Origin of the sequence: Reyranella sp., assembly GCF_030651995.1 — a bacterium.
GTDB lineage: Bacteria > Pseudomonadota > Alphaproteobacteria > Reyranellales > Reyranellaceae > Reyranella.
This window is the reverse complement of record NZ_JAUSBN010000051.1, coordinates 21,974-42,177: the sequence shown is the minus strand read 5'-3', so window position 1 is coordinate 42,177 and position 20,204 is coordinate 21,974. Positions and strand designations below refer to the sequence as shown.

Here is a 20,204-nt window from a genome sequence, read left to right as displayed (position 1 = left end):
CCGGCCGGCCATTCTTGCCGAGGTTGATGAGCCGGTCCGTGAGATCGAGCGAGACGTCGTCTGCGGGGACCATCGCGAGCGCCCCGCGCGGGCCCATTGTGGCATAGGCGCTGAGGCGGGCGCCCAGCGCCATGACATCGTTGTCGTCGTACTTGCCGGTGGCCGTACGGCCATCGATCAGCTTGCGATAGGGCAAGGCATCCTGGCCGATGATGGCGTCGCAGAAATCCTCGACGTCCTTCAGGACGATGACTCCATCGAACCGGGCGTCGACGAAGCGGGTCTTGTGATCGATCGTAAAGTGAATCGGCATATTCCGCTATTATGGGCAAGGAGCGGGCACGTCAATAAGGGGTAATCATCAACCCCTAATTGAGCTAGCCTCTCGCCATAGCCGGGCTCACACCGGCGGAGGGGACGCGCATGGTCAAGGGAGCGAGGAGCGCCGCACTGGCGCTCGCGATCTGGTTGGGAATCCTGGCGGCACCTGCTTCGGCGCAGACGCTGGTCAACATCCGCTCGCAGGACGCGCCGAAGTACGATCCACACAGCAACACGTCGAGCGGCATGGGTCATCCCATGTTCATGATGGGCGACACGCTGGTGGCGCTCGGCTGGGATCTCAAGAGCGTCCATCCGTTGCTGGCCAAGTCGTGGTCGGTCTCCGACGACAAGCTCACCTACACCTTCAAGCTGCGCGACGACGTCAGCTTCTGCAGCGGCAAGAAGTTCACCGCCGAGGATGTGATCTACTCCTTCAAGCGGCTGAAGAGTCCCGAACTCAAGGCACCGCTCGCCTGGCGCGCCGGCAACATCAAGGAACTGCGCGCGCCCGATCCCTACACGGTCGAATACGAGCTGAACGAGCCATTCGCCGACCTGCTGCTGCAGCTCACCATGTTCACGACGGCGATCCACAACAAGGAGAGCGTGGAGGCGCTGGGCAAGGACTACGGCGTCAAGGCGATCGACGGTACCGGCCCCTGGTGCTTCGAAAGCTGGCAGCCCCGCACCGAGATCGTGCTGAAGCGGCACGACGCCTACAAATGGGGGCCCTCGATGTATGCCAACAAGGGGCCGGTGAAGTTCGAGAAGCTCAGCATCAAGATCGTGCCCGAGGATTCGAGTCGCGTCGCGGCCATGATGGGCGGGCAGTTCGACGTCACGCACCAGATCCCGCTGCAGTTCATCCAGCAGGTCAAGGCGTCGCCCAACCTCAACGTCCAGGAGGCCAAGCCCAACTTCCAGCTCATGTACTACGGCTACAAGACCACGCGTCCCATGGTAGCCGACAAGCGCGTGCGCGAGGCGATGAACATCGCCATCAACCGCGCCGACATCGTCAAGGGCATCATGCTGGGCAATGCCGAGCCCGCCTACACCTTCATCGATCCCAAGGCGCTCGACTTCGCGGACTCGACCAAGGGCCTGATCAAGGAGGATGTCGAGCGGGCGAAGAAACTTCTCGACGAGGCCGGCTGGAAGGTGGGCAGCGACGGCATCCGCGAGAAGGACGGCGTCAAGCTGGCGCCCAGGGTCCTGTTCACCCAGGTCGCCTACTTCCCGCGCGTTTCCGAGGCGATCCAGGGCTACATGCGCAAGATCGGCATCGACTGGAAGATCGTGGGCTACGACTCGACCATCGCACCCGCCGAGATGAGCAAGCAGGACTTCGAGCTCTGGACGGTGACGTTTCCCTACATCTCGTCCGGCGACCTGCTTAATTTCTACTTCGATTCCAAGAACATGCCGGCGCCCAACCGCATGAACTGGAACGACGCCAAGACCGACGAGTATCTGAAGATGGGCCGCGCCTCGATCACCGAAGCCGACCGCGCCAAATACTATGCGCTGGCCCAGCAGAGGGTGACCGAGGAACATCTCTGGATGCCGGTCATGAACATCGCGATGTACACGACCAGCCTCAAGAAGCTGAAGGGCGTGCGACCGCACATGCTCTACCAGAACACCTTCTACAAGGGCCTGGACTACTCCTTCTGATGGAAAAGCTCCTCGAGGTCCGCGGTCTCCGCACCCACTTCCACACCGACCGCGGCCTCTTCCGCGCGGTCGACGGCATCGACTTCTCCGTCGGCCGCGGCCGCACCGTCGGCCTGGTCGGCGAATCAGGCTGCGGCAAGAGCGTGACCTCGCTCTCCGTCATGGGCCTGGTGGCGAGCCCGCCCGGCCAGGTCGAGGCCGATGCGATCCTGTTCGAGGGCCGGAACATACTCGGCCTCTCGGCCGACGAACGCCGTCGCCTGCGCGGCGGCAAGATGTCGATGATCTTCCAGGAACCGATGACCTCGCTCAATCCGGTCCATACGATCGGCCAGCAGATCGTCGAGGCGATCCTGGCGCACACGCAATTGTCGCCGCAGGCCGCCAAGGCCCGCGCCATCGAGATGCTCGAACTGGTGCGGATCCCCTCGGCGAAACAACGGGTCGACGACTATCCGCACCTCCTGTCCGGCGGCATGCGCCAGAGGGTCATGATCGCCATGGCGCTCTCCTGCGAGCCCGCTCTGCTGATCGCCGACGAGCCGACCACGGCACTCGACGTCACCATACAGGCGCAGATCCTCGACCTGCTGCAGGACCTGCAGCGACGGCTCGGCATGGCGATGCTGATTATCACCCACGATCTCGGCGTGATCGCCGAGATCGCCGACGAGGTGGTGGTGATGTATGCCGGCAAGATCGTCGAGAGCGCGCCGGTCGACGCGCTGTTCGCCGATCCGCAGCACCCCTACACGATCGGCCTGCTGGGCTCGATCCCGCGCATCGAGGTCGACCGCGAGCGCCTGTCGACCATCGAGGGCTCGGTGCCGAGCCCCAACAACCAGCCCAAGGGGTGCCGCTTCGCGCCGCGCTGCCCCTTCGCCGATCCGCGCTGCCACGTCGAGCCGCCGCCGCTGCGCGACCTCGGACCGGAGCATCGCGTGGCCTGCTGGAAGGCGCCGGTCGAACTGGCGAGGGCGGCATGAGCATGGCAACGGCAACGCCCGTCCTCCAGGTCGACGGGCTGGTAAAGCACTTCCCGGTGAGCCGCGGCCTGATCCGCCGCAAGGTGATCGGCATGGTGCGCGCCGTCGAAGGGGTGAGCTTCGAGATCGCGCGCGGCGAGACCCTGGCGCTGGTGGGCGAATCGGGCTGCGGCAAGTCGACGACCGGCCGCCTCGTGCTGCGCCTGATGGATCCGACCGCGGGCTCGGTGCGGTTCAAGGGCGAGGAGATCGCGACCCTCGACAAGCACGCGCTGCGCCGCCTGCGCCGCCACATGCAGATCATCTTCCAGGACCCCTACGCGTCGCTAAACCCGCGCATGACGGTGGGCGAGATTCTGGCCGAGCCGATGGCGGTGCACGACCTCCACACCGAGGCCGAGCGCGCGACACGGGTCAAGGACCTGCTCGCCGTGGTGGGTCTCCTGCCCGAGCACGCACGGCGTTATCCGCACCAGTTCTCCGGCGGCCAGCGCCAGCGCATCGGCATCGCCCGCGCGCTGGCGGTCAATCCCGACCTCATCATCTGCGACGAGCCGGTCTCCGCACTCGACGTGTCGATCCAGGCGCAGATCGTGAACCTGCTGCAGAACCTGCAGCAGCGGTTCGGCCTCTCCTATCTCTTCATCGCCCACGACCTCGCGGTGGTGAAGCACATCAGCGATCGGGTCGCGGTGATGTATCTCGGCCAGCTGGTCGAGATCGCCAGCAAACGTGACCTCTACGACCGGCCATTGCACCCGTACACGCAGGCGCTGCTGTCGGCGATCCCGCGCCCCGATCCCAGCGTGCGCAAGGAGCGCGTGCTGCTGGCCGGCGACGTGCCCAGCCCCTTCGCCCCGCCGCCGGGCTGCCGCTTCCACACGCGCTGCATCCACGCCCAGCCGCGCTGCCGCCAGGAGCAACCCGAACTGCGCGACGCCGGCAACGGCCATCGCGTGGCCTGCCATTTCTACGAGACGCTGCCGATCCCCGCGGCCGCCTCGACGGCCAGCACCTCGCTGGGCAAGCTCCCCGAACGCCTCGCGGCCTTCGAAGCGGCGAAGGCCGCGCGCGCGGGGTGACGATCCTCAGCGCCGCCCTTGGCGCTTCGGGCGGCCCGTCGCACCGATCACCACGTCGCGCAACTTCACCAGCGCGCGATCGATCTCCGCTTCGGGCGTCCCCGCATAGCCCAGGATGAGGCCGTGCCGCCGTGCGCGGCCGGCGTAGCAGACCGAGAGCGGCTGGACGGTCAGGCCCTCGGCTGCCGCGGCCGCCGTCACGGCGACGTCGTCGAAGCGCCGCGCAATCTCCGGGGTGGGGCTCGCGATCACGTGCATGCCGCCGGGATCGGGAGCGATCGTGAGAAGTCCGTCGAGACGGTGCGCGGCCGCCTGCAACAGCGCCTCGCGGCGGCCGGCATAGAGCTGTCGGGTGCGGCGCAGGTGCGTGGCGAAATGGCCCTCGGCGATGAAGCGGGCCAGTGCGCCCTGGCCCAGCAGCGGCGCTCGCACCGAGACACGATCCGTGATCCGCTCCGTGGCCTCGACCAGCGAGGCCGGCAGGACGAGAAAGCTCAGCCGCAGCGCGGGGAAGAGCAGCTTGGAGAAGCTGCTGAAGTAGGCGACTCGGCCGGAGCGATCGAGGGTGCGCAACGGCGCCAGCGGACGGCCGCTGTAGCGATACTCGCCGTCGAAATCGTCCTCGGCGATCCAGCCCTTGGCTCGTTCGGCCCAGCTCAGCAGCTCGAGCCGGCGCTGAAGGCTCAGGACTGTGCCCAGTGGAAAATGATGGGCCGGCGCCACGACCGCCAGGCGCGCGTCGGGCGCCTGCGCCTGCGCCGCGTCGGGCGAGAAACCCGACTCGTCGATGGCGATGGGCACGGCGTTGACGCCTGAGGTCGCCAGCGCCTCGCGCACGCCGACGAAGCCCGGCTCCTCGATCCAGGCCGTGTCGCCGGCATCGAGCACGACCTGCGCGAACAGGGAGAGGCCGTGACGGATTCCCGTTGTGACCACGACCTCGGCCGGATCGCAGGTGAAGCCACGCGCCACGCCGAGATAGGTCGCGATCGCCTCACGCAGGCCGGCATGGCCGAACGGATGCACGGCACTGGCCGCCTCGCTGCCGGGCCGGCGCCACTCGCGTTCCAGCAGCTTGGCCCACAGCGCGAAGGGAAAGGCCTCGCGGTCCGGCTGGCCGGTGGGAAAGGCCAAAGGAGGTCCGGCGGGAGCGGGCGGCGAGACCTCGGCCAGCAGCGCCCGCGTCCGGCGCGCGACGGCGGGTTTGGCGACGGACTTGCCCTGCGATGGCGTGCCGGTTCGCGGCACGGTCAGCATCTCGTCGGGCAGGTTGGCCGCGACCGACATGGCCGAGCCGGCCTGGCTCACCACGTAGCCCTCGGCGACGAGCTGGTCGAACGCCAGCACGACCGTCCCGCGCGCGCAGTCGAGATCCTGAGCCATCAGGCGCGACGAGGGCAGCCGCGCGCCGGGTTCCAGCCGCCCCTCGAGGATGGCGCGCCGCATCTGCTCGCCGATCTGGCGGTGCAGCGGCTCGGGCGACGAGGGATCGAGCGCGAGGCTGAGCGGCGGGACGCGGCGGGTGCGGGAGGTCGAACGCGGCTTCAAAACTGGTCCAGTCACTTTCGGACAAACTGGCTCTTTCACCTGATCCGTATCGCGACGATGGTCGGCCGGCAAGCAACCCCTTTTCCGGTGCGCCAAAGGTCAAGCCATGAGCCCTCCCGATTCAGTCACCCCGCCCGACAGCTATCCCGTCACCAACGTGAACAAGGTGAAGCGCGTCCACGAGCGCGGCCGCTACGACAAGGAAACCATCCACGCGATCCTGGATGCGGCCCTGGTCTGCCACATCGCCTACGTGATCGACGGCCGTCCCTATTGCACGCCGACCTCCTTCTGGCGCGAAGGCAGCCACCTCTACTGGCACGGCTCCTCGGCCAGCCGCATGATCCGCAGCCAGAAGGAAGGCGTCGACGTCTGCCTCACCGTCACCCATCTCGATTCGCTGGTGATGGCGCGCTCCGGCTTCCATCACTCGGTCAACTATCGCGCCGTCATGGCCTTCGGGAAGGCGCATGTGATCGACGATCCGGAAGAGAAGCTGAAGCTGATGGACCGCTTCATCGACCGCATCTATCCCGGCCGCTCGAAGCTCATTCGCCAGCCGAACAAGCAGGAGTTCAAGGCGACGACGATGATCGGCATGGAGATCGAGACGGCGTCGGGCAAGATCCGCGACAAGCACGTCGCGGACGAAGAGGAAGACTACGAGGGCGTTCCCGCCTGGTCGGCTCTCTATCCGGTCACGCAGGTTATCGGCGAACCCTCCGACTGCACGCGCCAGCTTCCGGGCCTCACCCGGCCGGACGAGATGGCCGACTTCGTTCCCGGCGCGCGCCTCGACGAGGTGATGAGCAAGACCTACCGGCGGACCTTCGGCGAAGGCTGAGAGCCTGCCCTACTCGGCCTTGATGCCGGCGGCCTTGATTACCTTCGCCCACTTCTCCGTGGCGTCGCCAAGGACCTTGGCGAACTCGGCCGATGTGCCTCCCATCACCGTGCCGCCCATGTCGACGATGCGGGTCCTGATCTTGTCGCTGGCGAGGCCGGCGTTCAGCTCCTTGTTGAGCAGGGCGATGATCTCGGCCGGCGTGCCCCTGGGCACGCCGATGCCGGCAAAGCCGCTGGCCTCGTAGCCCGGCACGAACTCCGCCACCGTCGGAACGTCCGGCAGCACGTCGAGACGCGCCGAGGTCGTCACCGCCAGCGCGCGCAGCTTCCCGGCCTTGACCTGCTGGATCGACTCCGACAGCGGCGCGAAGACCACCTGCACATGGCCGCTGATCAGATCGGCGATCGCCGGCGCACCGCCCTTGTACGGGACGTGCACCAGGTTCACGCCGGTCATCATCTTGAAGAGCTCGCAGGTGATGTTCTGCGGCGTGCCCTGTCCGGCCGATCCGTAGTTGATCTTGCCCGGGTTGGCCTTGGCGTAGGCGATGAACTCGGGCAGCGTTTTCGCCGGCACCGACGGGTTCACCACGACGAGGTAGGCCAGGCGCGCGGAATAGATGACCGGCGCGATATCGCGCATGAAGTCGAAGCCGAGATTGGAGTAGAGCGCGGCGTTGATCGCATGCGGCGTCACGACCTGCAGCAGCGTGTAGCCGTCGGGCGCCGCCTTGGCGACGGTCTCGGTACCGATGTTGCCGCTGGCACCGGGCTTGTTCTCGACGATGAACTGCTGGCCGAGGCGCTCGGTCAGCCATTCCGCCATCAGGCGTCCCTGGATGTCGGTCGCGCCGCCGGCGGGAAAGCCGACGACGATGCGGGCGGGCCGCGATGGATAGGCCTGCGCCTGCGCCAGGCCCGGCACGAGCGGCAACGCGGCGGCACCGATGGCGAGGTGCGCCAATGAACGGCGACGAATTGTCATGATTGCTGCCTCCACGGTTTCATTACGACGCACGTACGCAACGCAACGGGACGCTCAGCGGAGGAAGCCTACATCGGTCTCATGTCGGGGCGGAAGGGAGCAATGCCCTCAATAAGTTGACGCTCCTGGCAGTGTTTGGAAGGATGGTGTGATCAAGTCATACCGGCGAGAGAAGATGAGCAGGGTTTCGAAGCGTACGTTCAGCCTTCCGATCGAACAGGCAGCCTATATCGACTCGAAGGTCGAATCGGGCGCCTATGCCTCCAGCTCCGAAGTCATCCGGGCCGGTCTCCGCGCGCTGCAGGAGCGCGACGCCGCCGTCGAACGATGGCTACGAGAAGACGTGGTCCCCGTCTATGACGCGATGGCGGCGAACCCGGAGCGCAAGCTCTCGAGCAAGTCTGTTCTTTCAGAAGTGCGTGCGCGCTACGCCCCGAAGCGCAAGGCCCGTCGTTGAAGCGTCGTATCGTGACTTTCGCGCCGGAGGCCCGGGACGATCTCACCAGGCTCGGCGACTGGATCACGGAACGAGCGGGTGCCGAATTGGCGCTGAACTACATCGAGCGCCTGATGTCCTATTGTACTGGCTTCGAGATCGGCAGCGAACGGGGTCAGAGGCGCGATGACCTGCGTCCCGGCTTGCGAGTGGTGGGCTTCGAACGACGAATCGCGATCGCCTTCATCGTCTCCTCGACAGAGGTGACGATTCTTCGATTCTATTACGGTGGCCGGAACTGGGACGTGTCCGTCCCGGATTAATGCGCGTCAACCGCCGTCAGCCGAACGCCTCTTCCCAGGTGCCGCGCGTCGAGGCCTTGGAGTATTCGGTCGAGCGGTTCTCGAAGAAGTTGGTGTGCTCGATGGCGTTCAGCATCTGGTCCATCCACGGCAGCGGGTTCTTGGCGTCCGCGCGGTAGATGGGCTGCAGGCTGAGCTGGGTCAGGCGGCGGTCGGCGATGTAGCGGATGTAGCGCTTCACGTCGACGGCGGTCATGCCCTCGATGCCGCCCAGCTCGAAGGCGAGATCGATGAAGGCGTCCTCGTGGTCGACGATGGTCGAGCAGGCGACGTAGATCTCGCGTTGCAGCTCCTCGGTCCAGATCTCCGGGTTCTCCTGGATGAAGGTGCGGAACAGCTTGACCATCGAGTTGCAGTGCAGCGTCTCGTCGCGCACCGACCAGGTCACGATCTGGCCCATACCCTTCATCTTGTTGAAGCGCGGGAAGTTCATCAGCATCGCGAAGCTGGCGAACAGTTGCAGGCCCTCGGTGAAGGCGCCGAACACGGCCAGCGTCTTGGCGATGTCGGCCTTTGAATCGACGTTGAAGCCCTGCATGTAGTCGTACTTGTCCTTCATCTCCTTGACGGTGAGGAAGACGGAGTACTCGGTCTCGGGCATGCCGATCGTGTCGAGCAGGTGGCTGTAGGCGGCGACGTGCACCGTCTCCATCGACGAGAAGGCGGCCAGCATCATCTGCACTTCGGTCGGCTTGAAGACGCGGCTGTAGTGCCGCATGTAGCAGTTGTTCACCTCGACGTCGGCCTGGGTGAAGAAGCGGAAGATCTGCGTCAGCAGGTGGCGCTCGCTGTCGGTCAGCTTGTTGCGCCAGTCCTTAACGTCGTCGGCCAGCGGCACTTCCTCGGGCAGCCAGTGGATGCGCTGCTGCGTCAGCCAGGCATCGTAGGCCCAGGGATAGTGGAACGGCTTGTAGATCGGCTTGGCGTCGAGGAGTGACATGGCGCGCGTGTCCAATATGTCGGGCGAATGAATGAGTCGCTTGAAAATGAAATCCCCTGCCGTGCCTCCGGAACCCCGGAGGCACGGCAGGGGACGACGCTAGTTACTGGCAGCTAAGACATTCTTCGTAGTCATTGCTCTGCGCCGGCGGCGTTCCGGGAAACAGAGAAGAGGGGGCATCGATCTTTGGCGCCGTAAGAGCATGGTCGCCGAGCGGCGCGGCAAGGGCTTCGCCTGCCACGCTCTCGGCGCGCTGGATGGAGAGGGAGCGGCAGTAGTAGAGGCTCTTCACGCCGCGCTTCCAGGCCATCATGTGGATCTGGTGCAGGTCGCGCTTGTGCACGTCGGCCGGCAGGAAGATGTTCAACGACTGGCTCTGGCAGATATAGGGCGTGCGGTCGGCGGCATGCTCGACCAGCCAGCGCTGGTCGATCTCGAACGCGGTCTTGAACACCGCCTTCTCGTGATCGTCGAGGCAGTCGACATTCCGCACCGAGCCCTGGTCGGTCATGATCGCCGTCCAGGTGTCCTCGTCGTTCTTGCCCTTCTGGGCCAGGACCTTTTCGAGATACGGGTTGCGCACCACGAAGGAGCCCGAGAGGGTCTTGTGGTTGTAGACGTTGGCCGCCGACGGCTCGATGCCGGGCGAGGCGCCGCCGCAGATGATCGAGATCGACGCGGTCGGCGCGATCGCGAGCTTGTTGGAGAAGCGGTCCTGGAAGCCGAAGTCGGCGGCATCCGGGCACGCGCCGCGCTCCTTGCCGAGCGCCAGGGACGCCTCGTCGCACTGGCCGCGGACGTGCTTGAACATCTTCTTGTTCCACACCTTGGCCATCACGGATTCCAGCGGAATGCCGTTGGCCTGCAGGAAGGAGTGGAAGCCCATGACGCCGAGGCCTACCGAGCGCTCGCGCATCGCGGCATAGGTCGCGCGGGCGAAGTCGGAGCCCGCGGTGTCGATGAAGCCCTGCAGCACGTTGTCGAGGAAGCGCATCACGTCCTCGATGAACGTCGGATGCTCGTGCCACTCGAGATAGGATTCGAGATTGAGCGACGACAGGCAGCAGACGGCGGTGCGCTGCTTGCCGTGATGGTCGATGCCGGTCGGCAGCGTGATCTCGCTGCACAGGTTCGAGGTCTTGACCTCGAGGCCCGCGAGCTTGTGATGCTGCGGCCGGGCGTTGTTCACATGGTCGACGAACACCAGGTACGGCTCGCCGGTCTCGACCCGCGCGGTCAGGATGCGGATCCACAGGGCCCGCGCCGAGACGGTGCGCTGCACGGCGCCGTCCTTGGGGCTGACCAGCGCCCACTCCTCGTCGTTCTCCACCGCGCGCATGAAGGCGTCGGAGATCAGCAGGCCGTGATGCAGGTTCATCGCCTTGCGGTTGGGATCGCCGCCGGTCGGACGGCGGATCTCGATGAACTCCTCGATCTCGGGATGGTTCACCGGCAGGTAGACGGCGGCCGAGCCGCGGCGCAGCGAGCCCTGGCTGATGGCGAGGGTGAGCGAGTCCATCACGCGGATGAACGGCACCACGCCGGAGGTCTTGCCGTTCATGCCGACCTTTTCGCCGATCGAACGGAGATTGCCCCAGTAGGAGCCGATGCCGCCGCCGCGCGCGGCCAGCCACACGTTCTCGTTCCACAGCCCGACGATGCCCTCGAGGCTGTCCGTCGCCTCGTTGAGGAAGCACGAGATCGGCAGGCCGCGGCTGGTCCCGCCATTGCTGAGCACGGGCGTGGCCGGCATGAACCACAGGTTGCTGATATAGTCGTAGAGCCGCTGGGCATGGGCGTCGTCGTCGGCATAGGCCGCTGCGACTCGCGCGAACATGTCCTGGTAGCTCTCGCCCGGCAGCAGGTACCGGTCGTTCAGCGTGGCTTTGCCAAAAATAGTGAGGCGGGAATCCCGGGAAGAATCGGTAACAACCCGCGCACCGCTTCGAACTTGAACGACATCAAACACTTGCGGTCCCCATTTTCTTTTTGTCCACAGTTGTGGATAGAACACTCTGTGGAAGACACCTAGATGTGGGGAGAAGTTCGTCTCTCCCCACTATCCATAGTTTGTACCTTTGCCCCCGACCCTGTCATTGCGAAATTTAATCCCGGTTTGTGAATCTCAAGAATAGGTGGTTAAGCCTCTGAAAAAACATGCAAAAAATCGGTTTGAAATTCTGTTTCCCTGGAGGTTTTCGACTCTTCGCAGGTGCAGCATCAGACGAGAACAAAACGCGCTTTCCCGCGGATTCCGTGGGCCCGAGACAGAAACCGCAGCGAATCGGCTCAGCCCCTCGGGGTGACTCCGGAAAACGCGAGATTCGATGGGCGTTCTTGGCTTCGCCAAGAGTCCGTCGTCAGAATGTCACTGTCAGGCGTAACATCCGCCCCAGACTCCCGGAGGAATGCACAAAATATGGTCACCGCTTCGGTGCCGCGCGTCTACGGGCTGGACGCCATCTGCGCCGCCGCCCTGCAGGCCGGCGGAGAGGATTCCGCACAGTTTGCGCGCAGACTGTACAGTCGCCTGTCCGACAAGGACCTCGCCGCCTCGCCCGTCGACCAGCGGGCCGCCGCCGCGATCTCCCTGCTGGGCTTCGCGCGCCGCCGCCTGCCCGGCGTGGCCAAGGTCCGCATCCTCAACCCGTCCCTGGCCGACCATGGGTTCGAGAGCCGTCACACGATCGTGCAGATCGTGAACGACGACATGCCGTTCCTCGTCGACTCGATCGCCAACGAGTTCAATCGCCGCGAGATCGCCGTCCATCTGCTCGCCCATCCGGTGATGGCGGCGCGGCGCGATCTCGACGGCGACCTGGTCGGGATCGTGCTCGAGGCCGGTGAACGGGCGCGAGCCGAGTCGATGATGCATATCGAGATCGATCGCCAGATCGATCCCGTGCTGCTCGACGAGATCGCCGCAGCGCTCACGCGCGTGCTGGCCGAAGTGCGGCTGGCGGTCGACGACTGGCGTGCCATGCGCCGCGCCTGCCTCGATGCCATCTCCGACCTGGCGCCCGGCCGCGCACCGGGCCTCGCGGAGTACGAGGATTTCCTGCGCTGGCTCGAGGCCAACCACTTCACCTTCCTCGGCCATCGCCGCTATCGCTATGTCGAGGATGCGAGTCAGCCCGCCGGCCTGCGCTACGAACTGGTGCCGGGATCGTCGCTGGGCATCCTGCGGCGTGACGAGGTCCGGCTGTTCGATGTCGGGGTCGGCAGCGGCGAGGCGATGGCGCGCTTCGCCCGCGGACCGCACAACATCCTGATCGTGAAGACCGACCGCCCCTCGCTGGTCCACCGCATCGGTGCAATGGACTGCGTGATCGTCAAGACCTGCGACGCCGACGGGCGCGTGACCGGCGAGCATCGGCTCGTCGGTCTGTTCACTTCCGCCGCCTATCACGCGGCGGTGCACGACGTGCCGCTGCTGCGCGGCCGGATCGACACCCTGCTGCGCCGCTCGGGATTCGACCGGCACGGCCACGACGGCAAGACGCTGCTGGCGATCCTCGATTCCTATCCGCGCGACGAACTGTTCCAGATCGACGAGGACACGCTCTACGACCATGTACTGGGCATCCTGCAGCTGCAGGAGCGGCGGCGGGTGGCGCTGTTCTCGCGCCTCGACACGGTCGGCCGGTTCGCCACCGCGCTCGTGTTCGTGCCGCGTGAACGCTTCGACGCGGCCCTCTCCGACCGCTTCGCCGTCCTCCTGGGCAAGGCCTGGAACGGCGAGGTGACGTCGGTCGCGACGTCGATCGGCAGCGATTCCGCCCTCGTCCAGTCGCTTTACACGCTGAAGCTGCACACCCCCGAGCAGGCTGGCCCCGACCTCGCCACGCTCGAGCGTGACCTGGTCGAAGCAGCGACGTCGTGGAACGACAGGCTGCGAGCGGCCCTGCAGGAGAAGCTCGGCGAAGCCGAGGGGCGCGCCGCCGCCAAGCGCTGGCGCAATTGGTTCCCCCCGGTCTACCGCGAGACCTTCGATGCGGCTCAGGCCCTGCGCGACATCGAGGTGTTGCAGACCTTCGTGGACGGCGCGGAGTTCGGCGTGCAGGTCGGACGGCGGACCGGCATGCCGGCGCATCGCTTCGCGCTGCGCCTGTTCCATCCGCGCAAGCCGATCGCGCTCTCCGACATCCTGCCGCTCGCCGAGAATCTCGGCCTGCGCGTCATCAGCGAGGCGCCCTTCCTGCTGCGCAGGGAAGGTGGCGACGACCAGACTCACGGCGTGGCCATGCAGGTGCTGAGGGTCGAGACCGCCGACAAATCCCAGGTCGATCTCGCCGCCGCGGGTCCGCGCTTCGTCGACGCCATCGAGAAGCTGCGCGCCGGCGCGCTCGAGAATGACGGGCTGAACCGGCTGGTGCTGGGCGCCGGCCTCGCCTGGCGCGAGATCGCCATCGTGCGCGCCTATGCCAAGTACCTTCGGCAGGCCGGTATCCCGTTCAGTCAGGAGTATATGGAGCGCGCGCTGGCGGCCTATCCCAAGGTGGCGCGCCTGCTGGTCGACCTGTTCGTCGCCCGCTTCGATCCGGCGCTGGGCGACGCGGGCTCGGGCGAGCGCGCCGCCCGGATCGCTTCGATCGAGGCCGACTTCGTCGCTTCCCTCGAAGCCGTCACGACCCTCGACGAAGACCGCATCCTGCGACGCTTCCACAATGCCGTGCTCTGCACGCTGCGGACGAACTACTGGCAGGCCGACGGCACCAAGGGTTGGATCTCCTTCAAGATCGACAGCCGCGCCATCGACGAGCTGCCGGCGCCGCGGCCGCTGGTCGAGATCTTCGTCTACAGCCCGCGCATGGAAGGCATCCATCTGCGCGGCGGACGGGTGGCCCGCGGCGGCATCCGCTGGTCGGACCGGCGCGAGGACTTCCGCACCGAGATCCTCGGCCTCATGAAGACGCAGATGGTGAAGAACGCCGTCATCGTCCCGGTAGGCTCCAAGGGCGGCTTCTACGTGAAGCAGCCTCCCGCGGGTGGTACGCGCGAGCAGGTCCAGGCCGAGGGCATCGCCTGCTACCAGACCCTGATCCGCGGCCTGCTCGACATCACCGACAATTACTCGGGTGGTGGAATCGTGCCGCCCACCGATGTCGTCCGCCACGATGGCGACGACCCCTATCTCGTGGTCGCCGCCGACAAGGGCACCGCCACCTTCTCCGACATCGCCAATGCGCTGGCGCGCGACTACGGGTTCTGGCTCGACGACGCCTTCGCGTCGGGCGGCTCGGCCGGTTACGACCACAAGAAGATGGGCATCACCGCGCGCGGCGCGTGGGAATCGGTGAAGCGTCACTTCCGCGAGCTCGGCCAGGACATCCAGGAGACGCCGTTCACGGTCGCGGGCGTCGGCGACATGTCGGGCGACGTTTTCGGCAACGGCATGCTGCTGTCGCCGCATATCCGGCTGGTGGCGGCCTTCGACCATCGCCACATCTTCATCGATCCCGCGCCCGACCCCGCAGTGAGCCTCGCCGAGCGGCAGCGGCTGTTCGCTCTGCCGCGCTCCTCGTGGATGGACTACGACAGGGGCCTGCTGTCGGCCGGCGGCGCGATCTTCGACCGCGCGGCCAAGTCGGTGGCGCTGTCGCCCGAGGCCTGCGCGGTGCTGGGGGTCGACAAGCCCACCATGGCGCCGCTCGATCTCCTGCACGCCATCCTGACGGCGCCGGTCGACCTGCTGTATTTCGGCGGCATCGGCACCTATGTGAAGGCGTCGAGCGAAGGCCATGGCGATGCCGGCGATCGCGCCAACGATCCGGTGCGTGTCGATGCCGCGCAACTGCGGGCACGCGTGATCGGCGAGGGCGCCAATCTCGGCTTCACGCAACGCGGCAGGGTCGAGGCAGCGCTCGCCGGCCGCAAGATCAACACCGACGCGATCGACAATTCGGCGGGCGTCGACACGTCCGACCACGAGGTCAACATCAAGATTGCCACCGGCACCGCGATCGCTTCCGGCGCGATCGCGACGGAAGATCGCAATCCGCTGCTCTTCTCCATGACCGACGAGGTCGCGACGCTGGTGCTGCGTCACAACTACCAGCAGAGCCAGGCGGTCAGCGTCGCCGAAGGCCAGGCGGCCGAGGAGCATGATCGCCTTGAACGCTTCATGCGCGCGCTGGAACGCAAGGGCCGGCTCGACCGCGCCGTCGAGTTCCTGCCCGATTCCGCCGCCATGCGCCTGCGCGCGCAGAACCGCCAGCCGCTGACGCGGCCTGAACTCTCGGTGCTGCTGGCCTATGCCAAGATCGACCTCAACGAAGAGATCCTCGCGTCCGACCTGCCCGACGATCCGCGGCTGGAAGAGGAACTGCTGCGCTACTTCCCGACGGCTCTGCAGGACAAGTATCCGGCGGCCCTTCGGAGTCATCGCCTGCGCCGCGAGATTACCGCGCTGCAGGTCGTGAACTCGCTGGTCAATCGATGCGGCCCGACCTTCGTGCACACGGTGGCACAGCGCACCGGCGCCTCGGCGGCCGCCATCGCCCAGGCCTTCACCGTCGTCCGCGACGCCTGGAAGCTGCGCGACCTGTGGGCCGACATCGAAGCGCTCGATCCCGCGCTCAAGGCCACGGCGCAGATCCGGATGCTGATTGCCTCGCAGCGCTTCGTGCTGCGCGGCGTGCAATGGGTCCTGCGGCGCCTGCCGCAGCCGCTCGACACGACCGCGGCAACCGCCCAGCTCGGCCGCGCCGTCGCCGAACTGGGCGACCTGGCGGCGGATCTGGTGGGCGAGGCCGAAGGCGCGTCGCTCGGCGAACGCTCGGCCGCGCTCGAGGCGATGGGCGCGCCGGCCGATCTCGCCCGCCGCGCCGCCGCGCTCGAAACCTTGTCCGCCGCCGGCGACCTCGCCCTGGCGGCCGAGCTCAACGGATGCACGATCGGCAGCGCCGCGCGGCTCTACTTCCGGCTGGGGGAGCGGCTGTCGCTCGCGATGCTGGCCAACGCCGCGCAGAAACTGCCGCGCGAGGGGCTCTGGCCTTCGCAGGCCGCGCTCGCGATGCAGGATGAACTGGCGGCGCTCCATGCCGACCTGCTGCGCTCGGCCTTGCGCGCGAGCGGGAACAACGACTGCGATCCCGACACGGCTCTCGCCGCCTGGAGCGAACCGCGCAAGCTGGCGCTGGAGCGGGTGGACCGGCTCCTGAAGGAGGATCTCGCCTCTGCTGGCGCCATAGACCTCGCGATGCTGTCCGTCGCCACCGCCGAACTGCGCACGCTGGTTTAAGGCGCAACGGTTTCATAGGAGCGCGCAACTGGAGTTGGGCGCTCCATTGATGCGGCCGACCGCCTCAAAGGCCCTTGAGGAACTCGATCAGCAGGCGGTTCACCTCAGATGCCCGCTCCTGCTGCACCCAGTGGCCGGCGCCGTCGAGGATATGGCTGCCACGCAGGCCCGGCAGGGTCGTCGGATAGGCCTCGAGCTGGCTCTTGGCGGCCGGGAAGCGCAGCACGCCGTCGCGGCTGCCGGCGATGAACTGCGAGGGCTGGCGGATCGGCTGGCCGCGCCACGGCCCGCTGAGCTCCCAGTTGCGTCGCAGGTTGCGATACCAGTTCAGTCCACCGCGGAAGCCGGCACGGGCGAACTCAGCCGCGTAGTAGTCGAGGTCGGCGTCGCTCAGCCAGGCCGGGAGCACCGCGGGATCGACGGTGTTGGCCAGCAACGTGCCACCCGTGAGGCGGCCGAAGCCCTTGTCCTTCTCCACCATCTCGCCGCCGGCGGTGTAGTAGAGCCGCCGCAACGCGCCGCGAATGTCCTGCTGCAGCTCGGCCTCGGCAACGCCCGGCTTCTGGAAATACTGCAGGTAGAAGTTGTCGATGCCGAGCTTCTCCAGCGCCGAGAGTATGTCGACGTATCCCGGCGGTGCATAGGGCACGCTCATGGCCGAGACGGCGGTGAAGAGATCGGGCCGCCACAGCGCGGCATGCCAGGCGACGGGCGCGCCCCAGTCGTGGCCGACGATCACCGCCTTGGTCTCGCCGAGCGCCTTCACCAGCTCGGCCATGTCGCCCACGAGATGGAGAAGCGTGTACTGGTCGATCGACTCGGGCGATTGCGTGCCGCCATAGCCGCGCATGTCGGGCGCCACGGCGCGGAAGCCTGCAGCACTCACCGCCTGGAGCTGGTGGCGCCACGAATACCAGCTCTCCGGCCAGCCATGGCAAAACAGCACCAGCGGTCCGGCCCCGGCTTCGGCGTAGCGCATGTGGATGGTGTTGGCGGTCGTCGTCTTGAGCGTGACGCCCGGCACCGGTGAGCTGGTCATTCTGGTTTCCTCCGTGGAGGTCAGCCTAGCCTGACGCGTCAGCCGCGCAAGTGAACCGGCCGTGACAGGCGCGCCCGCACCGAGGCGCGCGAGCCGAAGAGCAGCGACAGCAGGAAGAAACAGCTGGCGAACAACACGATCACCGGACCCGAGGGCAGGCCGGCATGGAACGACACCAGCAGGCCGATCGCCGCCGACGCGAAGGCCATCGGCGCCGCGACCAGGCTCATCGACCAGACCTCGCGCGCCCAGAAGGACGAGGCGACGGCCGGCAGCAGGATGAGACCGAGCGCCATCAGGGTTCCCAGCGCCTGGAAGCCCGCCACCATGTTCAGCACCGCGAGCGACAGGAAGAGATAGTGGTAGAGCGAGCCGCGCACGCCCATGGCGGCGAGGAAGCCGGGATTGAAGCATTCGACGACCAGCGGGCGATAGATGGCGGCGAGGCCGATCAGGGTCACGGTCGCGGTCGACACGACGAGGACCAGCGCGCCTTCATCGACGGCGAGGATAGCGCCGAACAGGATGTTCATGAGATCGACCGCCGATCCGCGCAACGAGACGATGAGCACACCCAGCGCCATGGCCGTGAGGTAGGCGGCGGCGAAGCTCGCATCCTCGCGCATGCTGGAGAAGCGCGCGATGACGCCCGAGAGCAGCGCCGTCGCGACGCCGGCGATGAAGCCGCCGAGACTCATCGCCGGCAGGGACAGGCCACCGATCAGGAACCCCATGGCGGCGCCGGGCAGCAGCGAGTGCGCCAGCGCATCGCCCATCAGGCTCATGCGGCGCAGGATCAGGAACACGCCGATCGCCGAGCCGCCGATCGACAGCGCGAGGCTGGCGACCAGGGCACGGCGCATGAAGCCGAAATCGGCGAAGGGCGCGATCAGATACTCGTAGAACATGACGCGAAGCCTTCGATCAGGCGCTGAGCCGCATCGGCACGTCGCAGGCACCGGCATTGTCGTCCCAGGCCTCGGCCATCGCCCGGGCCCGCAACAGGTTCTCTGACGACAGGACGCGCGCGGTCGGGCCGGCATCGACCAGCTCGCGCGCCAGCAGCAGCGCGTGCGGGAAGTCGCGGCGGACCTGGTCGAAATCGTGCAGCACCGCGACGACGGTGCGCTTTTCCTCTCGCCAGCGGCGGATCACCACCATCAGGTCGGTCACGGTCTTGCTGTCGATGGCGGCGAACGGCTCGTCGAGAAGCACGAGGTCGGCGTCCTGCAGCAGCAGGCGGGCAAACAGCACGCGCTGGAACTGCCCCACCGACAGCGAGTCGATCGGACGGCGCTCGAAGCCCGAGAGGCCGACCGATTCGATCGCGCGCCAGGCATCATCCAGATCAGCCGGGCGGGCCGCGCCGAAGACGCCGAAACGCGACCAGCGGCCGAGCAGGACGGTATCGAGCACCGAGATGGGAAAGGATCGGTCTATTTCCGCCTGCTGGGGCAGATAGGCGATCCGCTTTGCCGTGCATTCGATGCGGCCTTCGACCCGCGGCGCCAGGCCCAGCAGCGCCTTGAGGAGCGTGCTCTTGCCCGCCCCGTTGGGACCGACGATGGCCGTCATCTCGCCGGCCGGGATCTCCGCCGAAACGTGATGGACCGCCGGGCGGCGATCGTAGCTCACGGTCAGGTTGGTGAGGCGCAGCGCGGCCGTCACGGCGGGCCTACAGCGCCCACCAAGCACAGAGCCAAAGCAGCGCCGAGAGGCCCAGCGCCGCCGCAATGCGGGCCGTGGCGCTCATGGCGAGCAGGAACGTGCCGGGGGAGTTCGGTCGGTGCATGCAAGGGATTGTTATAATATTACCCTTCGTGAGTCCAGACAGGGAGCCGACCCGTTGACGTCACCGGGCAGTGAACGGTGAGTGACCGATTGTTGATTGGCAGGGCGGGGCTGCTGCGCGCATCTTGTCGCTGATGTCGATCTCTCCCCTTCCTGGCCGCCGGTCGTTCCTGATCGGCGCTGCCGCTATTGCGGCCGGCCTGTCGCAACGGGCTTCGGCGCGGCCGGCGGGCGAAGGGCCATGGGCGGTCGAACTCTTCACGTCGCAGGGCTGCAGCTCCTGCCCGCCGGCCGACGCCCTTCTCGGCCGCCTGTCGATGCGGCCCGACATCGTCGCCCTCGCCTTCCATGTCGATTATTGGGACTATATCGGCTGGAGGGATCCGTTCGCCTCACGTGAGACGACGGAACGTCAGCGCGCCTATGCCCGCGTGCTGAAGCAACGCTACGTCTACACGCCTGAGATGGTGGTCGACGGCATCGGCCACGACACCGGCCGCGATCGCGCGCCCATCGAAGCCCTGCTTGCGAAGGCGCAGGCCCGGTCGCCCCGGCGGGCGACGCCCACGCTTTCGCGAAGCATCGGCGGCCCCCTCACCATCAAGCTGGACACCTTCCCGCTCGAGGGCCGAACGGCGGATGTGACGCTCGCGATTTACGACCGGCGGCACACCACACCGGTGAAGAGCGGCGAAAACCAGGGCCGCATGATCGAGAACTTCAACGTCGTGCGGCAGCTCGAACGCGTCGACCGATGGGACGGCGCGGCCAAGGGCTGGACGATTGCCGGTGATCGCATCGGCCCCACCCAGGGTGTCGCCGTCCTGGTGCAGCAAGCCGATCACGGCCCGATGATCGGCTGCAACAAGCTGGAGCCCGCCTACTCGGGCTGAGCCGACAGCCGAAGCTGTCTGCCTTGCTTCCGCCGCGGCCGCGCGCGAAGGT

At 66.8% G+C, this 20,204-nt stretch carries 16 protein-coding genes; 8 read left to right on the top strand and 8 right to left on the bottom strand.

Annotation, left to right across the window (positions count from 1 at the left end; translation table 11 throughout):
• The coding region (locus tag Q7V45_RS15355; RefSeq protein WP_304853651.1) for a hypothetical protein at positions 1–313 on the bottom strand (313 nt) is incomplete at its 3' end.
• A 110-nt stretch (positions 314–423) separates the two neighbouring features.
• On the opposite strand from Q7V45_RS15355, the gene Q7V45_RS15350 reads away from it, so the two are divergent.
• Genes Q7V45_RS15350 through Q7V45_RS15340 form a run of 3 tightly spaced genes read left to right on the top strand, consistent with a single transcriptional unit; the run spans position 424 to position 4,069 of the window.
• Positions 424–2,001 (top strand): ABC transporter substrate-binding protein, encoded by a 1,578-nt coding sequence (locus Q7V45_RS15350; protein WP_304853649.1) that lies wholly within the window; start codon positions 424–426, stop codon positions 1,999–2,001.
• Positions 2,001–2,987, top strand: a complete 987-nt coding sequence (locus tag Q7V45_RS15345) for an ABC transporter ATP-binding protein (protein ID WP_304853647.1) — start codon at positions 2,001–2,003, stop codon at positions 2,985–2,987. Before Q7V45_RS15350 ends, Q7V45_RS15345 begins: the two co-directional genes overlap by 1 nt.
• A complete protein-coding gene (locus Q7V45_RS15340; RefSeq protein WP_304853646.1) occupies positions 2,984–4,069 on the top strand; it encodes an ABC transporter ATP-binding protein in 1,086 nt (361 codons plus the stop codon). The genes Q7V45_RS15345 and Q7V45_RS15340 overlap by 4 nt, the downstream gene beginning before the upstream one ends.
• A gap of 6 nt (positions 4,070–4,075) precedes the next feature.
• On the opposite strand, the gene Q7V45_RS15335 is transcribed toward Q7V45_RS15340, so the two are convergent.
• Entirely contained in the window at positions 4,076–5,632 is a 1,557-nt protein-coding gene (locus Q7V45_RS15335) for a PLP-dependent aminotransferase family protein (protein ID WP_304853644.1), read from the bottom strand.
• A 91-nt stretch (positions 5,633–5,723) separates the two neighbouring features.
• Between Q7V45_RS15335 and Q7V45_RS15330 the strand changes: the two genes are divergently transcribed.
• A complete protein-coding gene (locus Q7V45_RS15330; protein WP_304853642.1) occupies positions 5,724–6,461 on the top strand; it encodes a pyridoxamine 5'-phosphate oxidase family protein in 738 nt (245 codons plus the stop codon).
• A 9-nt stretch (positions 6,462–6,470) separates the two neighbouring features.
• Here Q7V45_RS15330 and Q7V45_RS15325 read toward each other — a convergent pair whose 3' ends face one another.
• Positions 6,471–7,448 (bottom strand): tripartite tricarboxylate transporter substrate binding protein, encoded by a 978-nt coding sequence (locus Q7V45_RS15325; RefSeq protein WP_304853641.1) that lies wholly within the window; start codon positions 7,446–7,448, stop codon positions 6,471–6,473.
• Between the two features lie 175 nt (positions 7,449–7,623).
• Here Q7V45_RS15325 and Q7V45_RS15320 point away from each other — a divergent pair, with 175 nt between their 5' ends.
• Both Q7V45_RS15320 and Q7V45_RS15315 read left to right on the top strand, forming a co-directional pair.
• Entirely contained in the window at positions 7,624–7,905 is a 282-nt protein-coding gene (locus Q7V45_RS15320; protein WP_304853640.1) for a type II toxin-antitoxin system ParD family antitoxin, read from the top strand.
• An 11-nt stretch (positions 7,906–7,916) separates the two neighbouring features.
• The gene (locus Q7V45_RS15315; protein ID WP_304853639.1) at positions 7,917–8,207 is read left to right on the top strand and encodes a type II toxin-antitoxin system RelE/ParE family toxin; all 291 of its coding nucleotides are present in this window, start codon (positions 7,917–7,919) and stop codon (positions 8,205–8,207) included.
• Between the two features lie 16 nt (positions 8,208–8,223).
• Here Q7V45_RS15315 and Q7V45_RS15310 read toward each other — a convergent pair whose 3' ends face one another.
• Entirely contained in the window at positions 8,224–9,186 is a 963-nt protein-coding gene (locus tag Q7V45_RS15310; protein WP_304853637.1) for a ribonucleotide-diphosphate reductase subunit beta, read from the bottom strand.
• 103 nt (positions 9,187–9,289) lie between these two features.
• Positions 9,290–11,083 (bottom strand): ribonucleoside-diphosphate reductase subunit alpha, encoded by a 1,794-nt coding sequence (locus Q7V45_RS15305; RefSeq protein ID WP_370692607.1) that lies wholly within the window; start codon positions 11,081–11,083, stop codon positions 9,290–9,292.
• A gap of 522 nt (positions 11,084–11,605) precedes the next feature.
• On the opposite strand from Q7V45_RS15305, the gene Q7V45_RS15300 reads away from it, so the two are divergent.
• Positions 11,606–16,429, top strand: coding sequence for an NAD-glutamate dehydrogenase (locus Q7V45_RS15300; RefSeq protein WP_304853633.1), 4,824 nt, complete (start codon positions 11,606–11,608; stop codon positions 16,427–16,429).
• Positions 16,430–16,493: 64 nt separating this feature from the next.
• Here the strand turns inward: Q7V45_RS15300 and Q7V45_RS15295 are convergent, their stop codons facing one another.
• The 3 genes from Q7V45_RS15295 to Q7V45_RS15285 are packed head-to-tail and all read right to left on the bottom strand — an operon-like array spanning position 16,494 to position 19,136.
• Complete coding sequence (locus Q7V45_RS15295; protein WP_304853632.1) at positions 16,494–17,468, bottom strand: alpha/beta fold hydrolase; 975 nt, start codon at positions 17,466–17,468, stop codon at positions 16,494–16,496.
• A gap of 38 nt (positions 17,469–17,506) precedes the next feature.
• On the bottom strand, positions 17,507–18,376 hold the full coding sequence (locus Q7V45_RS15290; RefSeq protein WP_304853630.1) for a metal ABC transporter permease: 870 nt from the start codon (positions 18,374–18,376) through the stop codon (positions 17,507–17,509).
• Between the two features lie 16 nt (positions 18,377–18,392).
• Entirely contained in the window at positions 18,393–19,136 is a 744-nt protein-coding gene (locus Q7V45_RS15285; protein WP_304853629.1) for a metal ABC transporter ATP-binding protein, read from the bottom strand.
• A 257-nt stretch (positions 19,137–19,393) separates the two neighbouring features.
• On the opposite strand from Q7V45_RS15285, the gene Q7V45_RS15280 reads away from it, so the two are divergent.
• Positions 19,394–20,152: a thioredoxin family protein gene (locus Q7V45_RS15280; protein WP_304853627.1), complete on the top strand. Its 759-nt coding sequence runs from the start codon at positions 19,394–19,396 to the stop codon at positions 20,150–20,152.
• Positions 20,153–20,204: the final 52 nt, after the last annotated feature.